This is a genomic window from Dyella humi (genome assembly GCF_044904605.1).
Taxonomy (GTDB): Bacteria; Pseudomonadota; Gammaproteobacteria; order Xanthomonadales; family Rhodanobacteraceae; genus Dyella_B; species Dyella_B humi.
In genome coordinates, this window is the sequence record NZ_JADIKI010000022.1 from 1,377,854 (window position 1) to 1,391,043 (window position 13,190).

Here is a 13,190-nt window from a genome sequence, read left to right on the forward strand (position 1 = left end):
GTGCAAAAAAATTAAGCAAGCTTCAGCCAATCCGCATAGATAGTTCTACGTCTTCGGCGAACGGCGTGGACAGATAACCATTAGCGGGGGAACGCACATATGCCAGATAGTCAGGGCTGTGATCGGCGTTGTCGGCGACGATGAGGGCGCCTGGCCTGAGGTGGCTTTCCACCAGGCTCAGTATCTCGGGATAAAGCGCCTTGGCGCCGTCGAGCAAAAGCAGGTCGATCGTGCTGGGAAGATCGACGCTGAGTGTTTGCAGCGCATCTCCTTCACGGATTTCGACCAGATCGACGAGACCTCCCGCCGTCAGATTGTTCCGCGCCCGCGCTATCTTGGATGGCTCGAACTCGCTGGTGATCAGTTGGCCGCCGCCGTTGTCGCGCAGCGCCGCGGCGAGGTGCAATGTCGAGATGCCAAACGAAGTGCCGAACTCCACGATGGTCCGCGCGCGGCAGCTTCGCGCCAGCACGTAGAGCAGAGTGCCCGTCTCTCGCGAAACGGGTAAAGAAAAGTCTTTCAGGCGACGGTAGTAATCCAGGTAATCGGTCTTGGTGTACATCAGGTTGTGCATCAAGCGCGTCCGTTCTTCGGTGGAAAGACCGGCAAAGTCAGGGCTCGTTGCGGGCGAGGTCGCATCGGCCTCTTCGAACAGGCGTTTCAACAAGGGGGCAAGCGGGGAAGTGGTGAGGGTGGTCATACGGGTCTCCGGCCCAAAAATACGTCTTTGGTTGCGTCGGATTAGAATGCGACGAATTCGTCAGGTTTCCTATTCGCATTGCCGTGCCGCTTATGACCGATCGCCAAAACCCCAAGATTTCCTCGCGAAAACAGCCCAAACAGGTTCGTTCGACCGAACTCGTTACCGCCATTCTGGAAGCCGCGGCTCAGGTTTTGGCGAAGGAAGGCGCGCAACGTTTCACCACAGCGCGTGTGGCCGAAAAGGCCGGCGTCAGCATCGGATCGCTGTATCAATATTTCCCGAACAAGGCAGCGATCCTCTTTCGGCTGCAAAGCGACGAATGGCGAACGACGACGAATTTGCTGCGCACCATCCTAGAAGACACGCGAAGGCCGCCGCTGGAACGGGTACGTACACTCGTGCATGCCTTCATCCGCTCCGAATGCGAGGAAGTCGAAATGCGCGTGGCGCTTGACGACGCAGCACCTCTCTATCGCGATGCACCCGAAGCGCAGGAGGCAAAGGCATCAGGGCAGCATGCGGTCCAGCTCTTCATGCAGGAGATACTGCCCGAGGCATCCGAAGCGACGCGTACACTGGCCGCCGATCTGATCAAGACGACGCTCAGCACAGTGGGCAAGCATTTTTCGGAAAGCGCTCGAACCTCAGCAGAGATCGAAGCGTATGCCGACACCATGGCGGATATGTTTTGCGCGTATCTTGAAGGTCTGAAGAGCGGCGGATCGCGTAGGCTGGGATGGCAATCGCGGCAATAAGCCGTCATCCCAGCCTACATGGCGCTTGGTACTGCTTTACCCATGCAGATGCCCATGCATAGGTCCATGGCAAAGGCATTCTCCATCCGCATCGATGGCACCGAACATGTTGTGCAGCAGTGCTTCACTGGGGCTCCATTCGCCAATGGCCGGATGGATCAGCAGGGCCTTGCGCGCGGTTAGCCTGACATTGGCCAAGGCTGCATCGATCGCTGCGCGTTCGTAGGCTTTGACCGCATGCACCAATCCGCGCACTTCGTCGGGCAGGGGTGCAATCGGTTCGGGCACGATCGAATTGAGGCTGATATGCGCTGCCGTCTCCACGATGTCGTCGTCCGGCAGATCGGGAATGGCGCCGCGATTGCGCGTATTGACCACGATGGTCGCCGGCTTGGCACCCGTCAAGGCACTCATCACGTCGATCGCGATCCGGTGATAGCCGGTCGCGGTACGGAACGGGTCGACCTGCAGACTTACGTCAGGATCGAAGGCCGAACCGCCTTCCGCTTCCAGCTTCATGTATGAGCCGGAGCGCTGGTTGAGGTAGGCCGCATAGGCTGCTACCGCGCCATCGCCATCGTCGGCCATGAGTCGGCTTTTTAGTGTGTCAATCAGCACTTGGTTGAGTTGCTGGATTTCGGCGCCGCGGCTGCCGCCTTGCTGCAGCTGATTGTGCAGGGCACGTCGGCGTTCGTAGTAAAAGAACAGGTATTCGGTAGGAATGAGCCGCAACGAGCGAATCATATTGAAATCGAACAACGGTGCGAGATAAAGCTGGCGTAGCAATTCATCACTGCCGAGCAATTTATCCATCACGTCTTGCCCGCGTACACGCACACCGCGGACCCAACCCAGGTGATTGAGGCCGACGTAGTCGCATTGCACGTCGCTCAACGGCTCTCCCAGTGCCTTGGCGATATTGTGGAAAAGCTCTGTAGGGGTATCGCAGATACCGACCATCTTGACGCGTGTATGACTGGTTACGGCTTGCGTGATCAGGCCAGCGGGATTGGTGAAATTCACCAGCCAGGCGTCCGGGCTCAAGCGCTCGACGAGGCGTGCCTGCTCGAGCGCAGCGGGTACGGTGCGCAGCGCCATGGCGACGCCGGCGGGGCCGGTGGTTTCTTGCCCAGGGTAGCCTTGTTCGATGGCTGCGCGCTCGTCCGCCGCCCGCCCGGCGATGCCGCCGACACGGATGCTGTTCAACACGAAGTGCGCGCCTTCGATCGCCTGCTCGGCCGAGGTGGCCGCATGCAGACGCAAGGAGCCGCCGGATTTGGCCACGATCGCTTTGCCCAACTCCACCATGACCGCCAGACGTTCCTGATCGGGGTCGTAAAGCACCATTTCCGCGGCGCCCAATGCTTGCGTTGCTTCGTCGACGCCGAAAATCACCAGCGGTGCGCGCACGCCGCCGCCACCGATCAGGGCAATCTTACGGTCCATAGGTATGCTCATACGTACTCCTTAACAAAGAGAAATCGGGAAGCCCTTCAAGCGCACCGATCCGGGTCGTGCACAGCGCGCCGCAAATACAAGCGCGCCGCAGGCAGTTCTCGGTCGATTCGCCGTTCAATACGCCATCGATGAAACCGGCATCGAATGCATCGCCGGCACCGGTCATGTCCACGGCATCGACATGTGGTGGCGCTACGCGCAGCAGCCCACCATTGACGATGGCTGCCGCGCCCGCTGCGCCGAGCTTGATGACGCCATGCCGGATATCCATGGATGAAGACCAATCACGGAACGCCTCGGCGCTCTCGTCGCCGGTCAGCACCTGGGCTTCGCTTTGATTCGGGAAAAAATAGTCGACGGCACGGCAGGTCCATCGGTTTGCTGGATCGCGCAGCCAGTCTGGACTGAAGCCGACATCCAGCGATGTCGTGCATCCAGCCTTGTGCAAGAGCGGGAACAAGCGCTTGGCCAGATCCGCCATGAGAGGCATGGCGAAATGCACGTGACGTGCGGTGATCAGTTCGGCGCGGATGGTTGCCTCGTCCAGTAGTTCGGTCAGACGACGATTTGCGCCAAGGTAAGTGTAGAAAGAGCGGTCTTCCGCAGTGGAGACGCTCACGGTTACGCCGGTATTCAAGGCGTCGGAGCGCAGGCCATCGGCGGATAGGCCAAAGCCCTTCAGGCGTGTTTCGAACCAGGTACGATCGGCTTCTCCAATCAGCCCGATCAGGCGTACGCGGCGTTGCAGGCGGGCCAAAGCGCATGCGGTGTTGACCGCGCCACCGCCGAGTTCGCGCACGTAGTGATCGGCGTGTACTTCTTCACCCGGAGCGGGCCAGCGCTGAAATCCACTGAAGACGTGGTCCGCGTAAATTTCGCCCACTACGGCCACGTCCCAGCGTTTCATGGGTTGTGGAAAGGCCATGCTTTTTGTCTCCATGCGCCGATCGCGTAAATGAGCGTGCCAACCACCATGGTTGCCACGCCTGCCAGGATGTGCCGCGAAGGGCTGGTGCATACGATGTAAAGCCAACCGATCACACTGATCAGGATCGGCAAGGGATATAGCGGCATGCGGAAGGTGTTCGAATCGCGCCGGCCGTGGCGACGCAACAGCGGGACGGCCAGGCACTGTGCCATGTACTGAAACATGATCTGGATCACCATCAACGCCGCGATCAGATCGTCCAGTGACAGCATGCAGGCCAGTGCCGACGCAGCACCGGTAAACAACAGCGACACGGTGGGAAAATGGCCGCGCGGATGCAAGCGCGCAAAGACACGGAAGAACTGCCCGGATGCTGCTGCGGCATAGGGCACGCGCGAGTAGCCCAGCAATACCACCAGGGCCGAACCCCAGCTCGCCAGCAGTATCAACAGCACGGCGACGATACCGCCGGTTCTGCCGTAGATCGACTGCATGAAATCCGCGACGACCGCCTTGGACTGCGCAGCCTGTTGCCAGGGCAGCACGCCGAGCACCGAGATGTTTAAACCCATGTAGAGCACGGCCACGATCGGAATCGAAACCAGCACGGCAAGCGGGATATTGCGCCGTGGCCGTTTGATCTCGCCACCCAGCATGCACACGTTGTTGTAGCCGCCGTAGTCGTACACGGCGATCAAGCTGACCGCACCCAGGCCCAACCAGAAGCCCTGCTTGGAATCGCCGCCGGCATGCATGAAACGTGTGGCCAGATGCATATCGAAATGCATCAAGCCGCTCAATACGATCCACAGGCAGGCACCAATCACCACCACGCTGACCATGAGCGAAAGCCGTTGCACCGAATCGACTTTGCGATACAGCAGTGCTGTATTGACCAGGCACAGCACGACGGCAGCGAGTATCTGGCCCGCATGGCCCAGGCTCGGGATCAAAAAAGCCAGATATTGCGCGAAGCCGACAGCAGCCGAACCAATCGACAACGGTGCGGTAAGTACGGTTTGCCAGAGATAAAGAAAACCGAACAAACGTCCAAGGCGCTCGCTGCCGTAGGCCGTGCGCAGGTAATGGTAAGGGCCGCCGGATTCGGGAATCGTCGAGCCGAGCTCGGCCCACACCATGCCGTCGCACAGGCACAGCAGCGCGCCGGCGAGCCAGCCGACCAGCACCATCGGGCCGGCCAAGGCCGAAAGCGCCAGCGGGATGGTGATGAACGGGCCCACGCCGATCATGTTCAGCACATTGGCTGAAAGACCGCCCCAGAACCCCATGACGCGCGGTGGTGCGGCATTCGGACCAGGCAGCGCTTCATGTCCGGACAGCGCTACCGACATCGACGCTGTTTCGCCATGGTCATCCGCATTCGCCATAGGGGCTCGGGTCTGTTGCCCAAATAAGTTCATCATGCCGTGCCCGCCAGATTGTCTGCGCAACGCACGGGAGCAGCATGTACCTGATGCAGATCCAGAATCAGGATGCGGTTATCGCCAGTGGTCAACCATTCGCTGGGACAGTACAGACATTGCTGCGGCCCGATGTGCCAATAGCGTCCTAAAAGATGACCGTTGACCCAGACGTAGCCCTTGGTCCATGCGCGCAGGTCCACGTAAACGTCGCCCTGTTTTTTCAGGTGAACGGTTGCCTGGAAGAACATGCCAGGACGATCGGGACGGGTGAGCGTCGGTTTCAGGTCCGCGATGAAGGCATCGTCCAAGGGCAGGCCATAGACGTGCCAGTCGTGCAGCGGTTTGCCGTCGAGACGTACGCTACCGACCAGACCCTTGCGATCGCCCAGTTGGGGGCCAAAATTGATGTGCCCGAAACTGTCGACAAGAATATCCAGTGTCATCTCGCCATCGCTGCCGGTATGCATCAGACGCAGCTCGGGCGATGAATGGAGTCGGTGATCACGCACGCGCGAAATAGAGCCGCGCTCGGTCTGGTCAATATGCACGACCGCGTAATCATGCACTCCGTCGATGTGCAGCAAGTGACCCGGCTTTACGGTCTTGCGATAAATCACCAGGCCCTGATTCTGTTGCAGTAGTTGCTCGTTGCTGGTGGGCGCGTGGGTTTGTATCGGCGTGGCGGGAAGGTTGTCCCACAGCGACGCAAACGGCGTAGGCAGGACATCCGCAAATGAGGCTTTGGGGCAGGGCCGCGGTATGGGAGGTAAAGGCCCCGCGGTGGCGCGGCCGATGATGTCGCGCAACACGTGGTACGCCGGTGTAGGATCGCCGCGTTCGTTGATCGGTGCACTGTAGTCGTAACTGGTGACCACCGGCTGGAAGTTGGAGCCGTCGTCATCGGCATTGGCACCGGCGGTGAAGCCGAAGTTGGTTCCGCCGTGCACGACGTAAAGGTTGAAGGAGTAACCGTCGGCGACGATCTTGCGCAGTGCTTCCGCACAATCTTTGTTCGCTAGCTCATGTTCGCCCCAATGCGTGAGCCAGCCTGGATAAGCTTCGCCGACCCAATCCGGCGCATGTGGCGCGAAGTGCAGGCCTTCGCGTAGCTGCGGCGGTTCTGCGCCATCCAGACCAAGCGCGGCATCGGGCAGATACGCGTGACGGCGCTTGAGGTCGGACAAGACGTCGCTAATCGAAAACGGCCCATCGATGCCGTGCGTTTTCCATAGATCGCGAATCGCTTCGAGATAGCCCACGTCGTCGGCGAACGACGAATACTCATTCTCCACTTGCAGCATCAGGATCGGCCCGCCGGCATCGACCATCAGTGGCGCGATTTTCGGCGCCACCGCCGCGATGTAGCGTTGGACCGCAGCCATGTAATCCGGATCATGGCGGTCGCGCAGCTTGATGGCCTTGTTGCGCAGCAGATACGGCGGCAAGCCGCCCATATCCCATTCGCCGCATATATACGGGCCGGGGCGTAAATACACCCACATCCCTTCTTCCTGGCAAAGTTTGATGAAAGCGACAAAGTCGCGGCGTTCCGAGGTGAAGTCGAAAACACCAGGCTCGCGCTCCAAATAATTCCACATCACATACAGTGCAATGGTGTTTAGCCCCATCGCTTTGGCCATGCGGATGCGATGTCGCCAATACGATGCGGGAATGCGTGCGGGATGCATTTCTCCGCTGCGGACTTGAAATCGCGTGCCATCCAGCACGAAATCGTGGCCTTGCAAGGCAAACCGGTGTGGCTTGCCATCGGGGATCGGCGGTACGGCACCGTGCGGCTCGCCTTGGCTGGTTGTGGCGAGGACGCGACGATCCAGTGCCAACGTGGACAGAAGGGCGAAACGGATGAATTGCCGGCGTTTCATGCGTGGAAGTCACTATCCGTGCATGCGCATCTCGGACATTTGCATAACTTCCGAAATGGCAGACGAAGCCGAAAACCAGCTCCTCCCCCTGCTTGCAGGGGGAGGTTGGGAGGGGGTGAGTACTTGCGGGGTAGCGTCAGGCAAGTATTCACCCCACCCCAGCCCTCCCCTGCAAGCAGGGGAGGGTGCTGCATCGCGTGGCTGATGAGAGATGGTGCCGATCGCATCAAAAGTTGTACTTCACAGTAAGCAGCGATGTCATACCGGTATCGACGATGTCGGAGATTGCCAGGCTGCGCCTGCCGATGTGTGCCCAGTAACTGTAGTTGTTGGCCAGGTTGGAGATGGAAAAGTCCACTTGCAGGCCATTGTTGAACACATAGCCCGCATGCAGGTCGAGTCGCTTGATCGGGCGGATCCACAAGTCATCCCATGGCGCGCCCTGATTCAGGTAGTCGTAGTTCGCCAACCATGCACTGGTGTAGTGATAGCTCAAGTTGATCGAGAAGCCGTTCTTCTCATAGAAGACTTCCGCGTTCGCCATGAACTTGGGCGCGCTCTGCATTTCTTCGTTCTGGAAACCGGTCACCCCCAAGTTAACCTTGGTGTTTTGGCGGGTGGCGTTGAAACCAACGCCGAACCCGTCGAACGGGGCGGGGAGATTCTTGAACTTCTGGTGGGTATCCAGTTCGATGCCGTAAACGCGGCCGTTGCCACCGTTTTCGGGCGTCTTATAGAAAACCGTGCCTTCGCCGTTGGTGTTGGAGTTGGCCTGCCCGCCGCCGGCATCGTAGATATAGTGGCTCAGGTGCTTGAAGAAGCCGGCCACCGAAGCGTAACCGCCGTTGTTGTTGGTCCACTGTCCGGAGATGTCGAGGTTGGTGGCCTCGATCGCCTTCAAGTTGGGGTTGCCGCGCGTAATGGTGGTTATGCCGTCGGATATGCTGACCTGCGAGCTGCTGCCCAATTGGTAAAGAGAAGGGCGCGTATAGCTTTGCCACAGTGCGGCGCGATAAATGGCACCGTCGCTTGGTCGGTAATTCAGGAACACGCTTGGCAGCGGTTCGTTATAGACCGTGTGATTGCTCTGGAAATACCCAAGTATTTCGTTGCCCGCACTGTTTTGCGGCACCACCCAGTAGGTGTTCTGGATACCGGTGTGCTCGAAACGCAAACCGGGAATGATTTCCAGATTGCCGACATTGAACGTGGCCTTGGCATAAACGGCGCTGACCTCTTCCCTGCCGCGCAGGGTGTCGCAGTTGTAGTTATTCGCGTAGATGCTGTCGCCGCAGGTATCCAGGTCGCTGGACACCAGGTATTGCTGGATCAGATTGCTGACCGCCGATTCGCTGACCTTAGGCGACTTCCAGTTGTATTGGCCGGGAAAGATTGCGTTGTAGGAACCGGTGAAGATCCCCAGATCGCCAAGCGTGGTCACGCCATCGCTGATGCCCGCGGTCGACCAGTCGCGGTCGCTGAAATTGCGCACGCTTTCAGAGAACTTGGCGCCGAACTGAATCGAGGACAGGCTGCCGTCGGTAAAGTCGTAACGGGCGTCGATCTTGGCGCCGCCTTTACGCTGACCTGAGTAGATTTCGGTGAGTTCACCGTGATCGTTGGCGTACAGCGAAGGGATGTCGTTGACCTGGGCCAGCAACGCCGGAGTCAGCTGCGGATAAGGGAAGCTACCGCCGCCATAGCTCATCAGCGTGCTGCCGCTGTAAGCAAAATTGGTCTGCGAGTACTTGTCTTCGCGCCCGTCGATTTCCACGTGGTCCGGGCGATCGTTGTCACCGAAGCTGTAGAAAACATTCGGCGAGATCGTCCAGCCGCCGATAGTCTTGTCGGCGCCAAGCTGGAAGGTTGCCAGGTCCGCTATTTCCGGGTTGGTCTCGTACCAATAACGAGCGGCAATACGGCCGATGTTCGGCGTGTAGACGCCGCTGGTGCCGACTTCCTGATACGTCACGTTTTGCGGAATCAGCTGGGTAAAGGAAGTGTCTTCCGTGGTTTGGGCGTAAGCATAGGTCATGCGCAAATAGGCGCTGAGCGTTTCGTCGACTTTCCAGTCGAACGAGAAATTGCCGCCGTAGCGGCGCTCATAGCCGGGCACCACGCCTACGTCCATGCCAGTGCTGCTCAGATTGCTGGCTGGGTCGTAGCCTGGCGCATTTTTGCCAGTAGCGGTGGTGTGCGCGAATTGCCAGGACCCGTCGTTATAGGCGCTGGTGGCAGCAGCCTCTTCGCTGTTTACGTAAGTGCGATAGTCGTAATACGCGCTGGCATAAACGCCAAACTGTTTTTCGCTGCCGAATTTGGTTTGGAAGTCGGCGGCTGCACCGCCGCCCAGGCCGCTGTTGCCATAATCTTGTGCGCGGCTTTCCGAGCGACCGCTGATCGATACGCTGCCGCTGGTGGTCTTGGCGAAATCGAACGCCGTGGGAGTGCGAAAATCGACCGTGCCGCCGATAGCATCGCCATCCATATCGGCCGTGGAGGTTTTATTCATCACGATAGTTTGCAGGCCGGAGGGCGGCAGCAAACTCAGCTGCACGCTGCGGCTGTAAGGCATGCCTTGTGCAACTTCGACACCGTTGATCAAGTTGACGTCGTAATCCGCCGGTAGGCCGCGCACGGTGGCGTAGACGCCTTCGCCGCGTGCTGCGCCGTCGATACCGGAGAAATATCCCGAACCGGTATTGGTGACGTTGACGCCAGGAATCAGGCCAAGTGCTTCGGCCACGTTATGCACGGCGGTGTACTGCAAATCCGCGGCAGACAGGACATTGACCGAGTTGGGCGCATCCATTTGCATGCTGGAGGCATCGTAGCGATTGGCCGCCACGATGAGGCCTTTGAGTTCGGCGACCTTTTTCAAGCTGATGGTCACCGTGGCCGGACCGCTGCTGCCTACCGTCAGCGGGGCATGAGTCATTGCAAAACCGGCTTGCGAGACGGAGACGGTATAGCTGCCCGCCGGTACGTTTGTAAAAACGAAATTGCCTTCCTTATCCGCCGTGGCCGTGTAGCTGGTACCGTCCAACGTCACTCGTGCATTGGTGACTGGCTGCCCTGAATTTTCTTGCTGCAGATGACCGCGTACTTCGGTCGCCAAGCTTGGCGTCGCTGCTAGCGCAGCAACAAAGCCGAGCGAGACGGCCATCGCCAAATTTTTACGCTTTAAACCAGCCGTTTTCATTCGGGTTCTCCGGTTACAGGATGCGACCGTCCGACGGGCTCTCCCCCCGCAGCGTTCGGTCTTTCTTTCATGAGTGCGACGCGACGACCATGGCCTGCTGCGCAAGCCATGCATACAAACCGGTTGCGATCGAGAACATGCAGAGCACGCTCAATCAACAAGCCGAAAGGCGAATCGTCAGGTCGAAATTAAGGAGTTTCAGGCGACAAATGGCGGCGGCGAATAACCAGCAATGCATTTGCCGCGAGCGCGCAGCGCGCTTTTCTTGGCTTGATCGCGTACGGACATCGATTTGCACTGTCCCTTTGCGGAACAGGCACGAGTCACCACCGCCCAAACGGAGCTCGATGAACTTTCAGTTAGGGAACAGCGGTTCATGTATTACCGTTCCAACCAAGCCATATGCGCGACGGTGGTCCATAACAACGGGAGGATTAGACCTCATGGTGACGTGTCCTCTCTCCCCATCTAGCTAGAAGAAGACGTCAATCCATTTACTGCACCAACCTATCATCCGCATAGGCACTATGCTTTTACCTTCTGAATGCGCTTCAAGTCAACTAGTAATTTTGTAGTACTGCTTGAACGACAGTTAGCGAGCTCAAGCGGCCGTCAAGCTCCGCCTGGCTCGCATCCTGTCCATCGGCCTACGTCGCCGGCACTACGGTAATGGTGATCTTGGATGGATACGCGCCGCTGTGGTGCACTGCATTATTGGCGGTTACGCCCTCAGCCTCGTCGTAGTTGTTTCCACCTGTATTTAGATTGCGGTCGAAGCGCGGGAAGTTGCTGCTGGAGACGGCTACGCGCAGCTTGTGGCCGGGCTTGAAGTAATAGCTGGTATCGATTGGCTGGAAGGTCACCGGATACACCTCACCTGGTTTCATCCATGCCAGCGGTTTGTCGTAACCGTTGCGATAGCGCATGCGCTGGATGTTCTCGGTGATGTTGAACGCACGGCCGTCGGGGTACACGTCGATCACCTTGAAGGTGAAGTCGGTGTCCTTCGCGCTGGAGGAAACGTGCAACGTGACGGTGATCGGGCCGCTGACCTCGGTGCCTTGCTTGAACGGCTCGGTGTCGTACACCAGCACATCGTTGCGGGCCTCTTGTTCGCGCTGGTCGTAAGAACCGAACTTCACTGCGGTGCCCTGGCAGCAGCCACCTCCGCCATAGGTAGGCACAGGGTTGGCCGGATCGTAGACGAATTGGTCGGCATGGTCGTCGGCGTCCGGTTGAGCGGCCAGCTTGCCATCGCCGTACAACGTGTTGGCCTTGCCGCCACTACTGAAATAGAACTCCTGCGTGGTCGCGCCAACCGGTGGCCAGGTTGCCGAATTTTTCCACTCGTTCTTGCCCATCAAGTAGTACATCACCTTGGGCTGCTTGTTCACTATCTCGCTGTCCTCGCCCTTGAGGAAGCGATCGAACCAGCCGAATACCAGCGCGTTGTAATCGAAGCGTGCATCGCCCATGTCCATATCACCGACCATGGTGTGCTCGGTGGCGCGCGTGTAGGCGCAGTGCAGCACCGGTGCGATCACCGCGTACTGCTGCTCGGCCACTTCCTTCGGCGCGGTGCGGCGCACCTCGTTATACGCAGCAAGGTTGGGCGACACCGACACGTCGAACCAGCTCATGAACCACAAGCCCGGCTTGGCGATCTTCATGCCGTCATTCCACAGGCCGCCCTTGTACCAAGCCGGATCGTTAGGCGCGCGCGCGATCATGTTGCCGCCGGTGGCCACCGGCATGTGTGTCTCGAAGATGCCGGGCGGGCCGCCGACCGCCTTGATCATGTCCTTCTCCGGCAGATGCCAGAACGCTTTGTTCCAATCCACGGGAGGCATCTGCGGTGCCAGATCAAAGAAGTGCGAGGCGTTCACCAACTCTGCTTGCGTCGTACCCGCTGGGAACATCGGCCGTACCTGGTTCTGGATGCCGTAGTCGTAGATCCAGGAAATGAAGAGCATTTGCACCGCGCCGCCGCGATACCAGTTGCCTTGTTCGTAGTACGGGCCCACGCGACCCACGCCCGCACCGAAGCCCTGCACGTTGAAGGCGGCGAGGGCGGGCTCATTCTGAGCAACCACGGCCATCTGCCATTCCGCTGTTGACGAGCAGCCTGTGGTGCCTACCTTGCCGCTGGACCAGGGTTGCGAGGCAATCCAGCGCACCGCATCGACGCCGTCGCTGAGTGGCATGCCTAGAATGTCGTAGTTACCCTCGGAAAAGAAATGGCCGCGCTCGTTCATCTCTACCAACGCGTATCCATGTTTCACCGCTTCCAACTCATGGGTCATGTCGCGCGGTGCACCGAGCTTGACGTCCCAGAAATTGAAGTTGTACGGCGTGCGCACGAAGATCGTCGGCACCTTGCCGCTGGCGCTCTTGGGCCGATAGATGTCGGCCGCCATGCGTTTGCCGTCGCGCATCTTCACCATCACCTTGCGGTCGATGACTGCGACATCTTCCAGCGCTTGCTCGGTGGCATTGCGCTTGGCGATCTGCTCTGCCTCCGGATCCTTGGATTGCGCCGAGACGGCGAACGGCAGAGACAGACAGATGGTGACGGCCATGCTGCCGACGACCGAACCCAGATGCTTGTGTCGCATGTGAACTCCCCTGGTGGCGATTCCGCGACTATACGGAGAGCTGCCGAGCGAATGCTATCCGCAGTGCCGCATGATCGGCCTTTATCGATCGTTGCTGGCGGAAACATTTCCGACTGACAGGCGTAGGCGGGCAGGGTAGCGGGGCCGGACCTATCCGTCGTATTGTTTGTTCCCTGCGCCGGAGTTTGTTTTTTGACCGCAAAGGTCGGCTGTCTTAACGCC

Annotated in this window: 8 protein-coding genes; 1 reads left to right on the top strand and 7 read right to left on the bottom strand. The window is 59.0% G+C overall.

The window, feature by feature from the left end; all coding sequences use genetic code 11:
* Positions 1 to 22: 22 nt before the first annotated feature.
* Complete coding sequence (locus ISP18_RS10850) at positions 23 to 700, bottom strand: O-methyltransferase (protein WP_380010736.1); 678 nt, start codon at positions 698 to 700, stop codon at positions 23 to 25.
* Between the two features lie 92 nt (positions 701 to 792).
* Between ISP18_RS10850 and ISP18_RS10855 the strand changes: the two genes are divergently transcribed.
* On the top strand, positions 793 to 1,458 hold the full coding sequence (locus ISP18_RS10855) for a TetR family transcriptional regulator (RefSeq protein ID WP_380010739.1): 666 nt from the start codon (positions 793 to 795) through the stop codon (positions 1,456 to 1,458).
* A gap of 36 nt (positions 1,459 to 1,494) precedes the next feature.
* Here ISP18_RS10855 and ISP18_RS10860 read toward each other — a convergent pair whose 3' ends face one another.
* The 6 genes from ISP18_RS10860 to ISP18_RS10885 all read right to left on the bottom strand — a co-directional run bounded on the left by ISP18_RS10860 (position 1,495) and on the right by ISP18_RS10885 (position 12,968).
* Positions 1,495 to 2,916, bottom strand: a complete 1,422-nt coding sequence (locus ISP18_RS10860) for a family 4 glycosyl hydrolase (RefSeq protein WP_380010742.1) — start codon at positions 2,914 to 2,916, stop codon at positions 1,495 to 1,497.
* A complete protein-coding gene (locus ISP18_RS10865) occupies positions 2,894 to 3,841 on the bottom strand; it encodes a carbohydrate kinase family protein (protein WP_380010745.1) in 948 nt (315 codons plus the stop codon). The genes ISP18_RS10860 and ISP18_RS10865 overlap by 23 nt, the downstream gene beginning before the upstream one ends.
* A complete protein-coding gene (locus ISP18_RS10870) occupies positions 3,820 to 5,196 on the bottom strand; it encodes an APC family permease (protein ID WP_380011059.1) in 1,377 nt (458 codons plus the stop codon). The genes ISP18_RS10865 and ISP18_RS10870 overlap by 22 nt, the downstream gene beginning before the upstream one ends.
* A 68-nt stretch (positions 5,197 to 5,264) precedes the next feature.
* Complete coding sequence (locus ISP18_RS10875; RefSeq protein ID WP_380010748.1) at positions 5,265 to 7,151, bottom strand: beta-galactosidase; 1,887 nt, start codon at positions 7,149 to 7,151, stop codon at positions 5,265 to 5,267.
* Positions 7,152 to 7,377: 226 nt separating this feature from the next.
* Entirely contained in the window at positions 7,378 to 10,353 is a 2,976-nt protein-coding gene (locus tag ISP18_RS10880; RefSeq protein WP_380010751.1) for a TonB-dependent receptor, read from the bottom strand.
* 647 nt (positions 10,354 to 11,000) lie between these two features.
* Complete coding sequence (locus ISP18_RS10885; RefSeq protein WP_380010754.1) at positions 11,001 to 12,968, bottom strand: CocE/NonD family hydrolase; 1,968 nt, start codon at positions 12,966 to 12,968, stop codon at positions 11,001 to 11,003.
* Between the last annotated feature and the right edge of the window lie 222 nt (positions 12,969 to 13,190).

Excerpts from the sequence above, each read along its gene's own strand:
- ISP18_RS10865 (WP_380010745.1), bottom strand. The coding sequence starts at position 3,841 with ATGGCCTTTCCACAACCCATGAAACGCTGGGACGTGGCCGTAGTGGGC.
- ISP18_RS10885 (WP_380010754.1), bottom strand. The coding sequence starts at position 12,968 with ATGCGACACAAGCATCTGGGTTCGGTCGTCGGCAGCATGGCCGTCACC.
- ISP18_RS10850 (WP_380010736.1), bottom strand. The coding sequence starts at position 700 with ATGACCACCCTCACCACTTCCCCGCTTGCCCCCTTGTTGAAACGCCTG.
- ISP18_RS10860 (WP_380010742.1), bottom strand. The coding sequence starts at position 2,916 with ATGAGCATACCTATGGACCGTAAGATTGCCCTGATCGGTGGCGGCGGC.
- ISP18_RS10855 (WP_380010739.1), top strand. The coding sequence starts at position 793 with ATGACCGATCGCCAAAACCCCAAGATTTCCTCGCGAAAACAGCCCAAA.
- ISP18_RS10880 (WP_380010751.1), bottom strand. The coding sequence starts at position 10,353 with ATGAAAACGGCTGGTTTAAAGCGTAAAAATTTGGCGATGGCCGTCTCG.
- ISP18_RS10870 (WP_380011059.1), bottom strand. The coding sequence starts at position 5,196 with ATGTCGGTAGCGCTGTCCGGACATGAAGCGCTGCCTGGTCCGAATGCC.
- ISP18_RS10875 (WP_380010748.1), bottom strand. The coding sequence starts at position 7,151 with ATGAAACGCCGGCAATTCATCCGTTTCGCCCTTCTGTCCACGTTGGCA.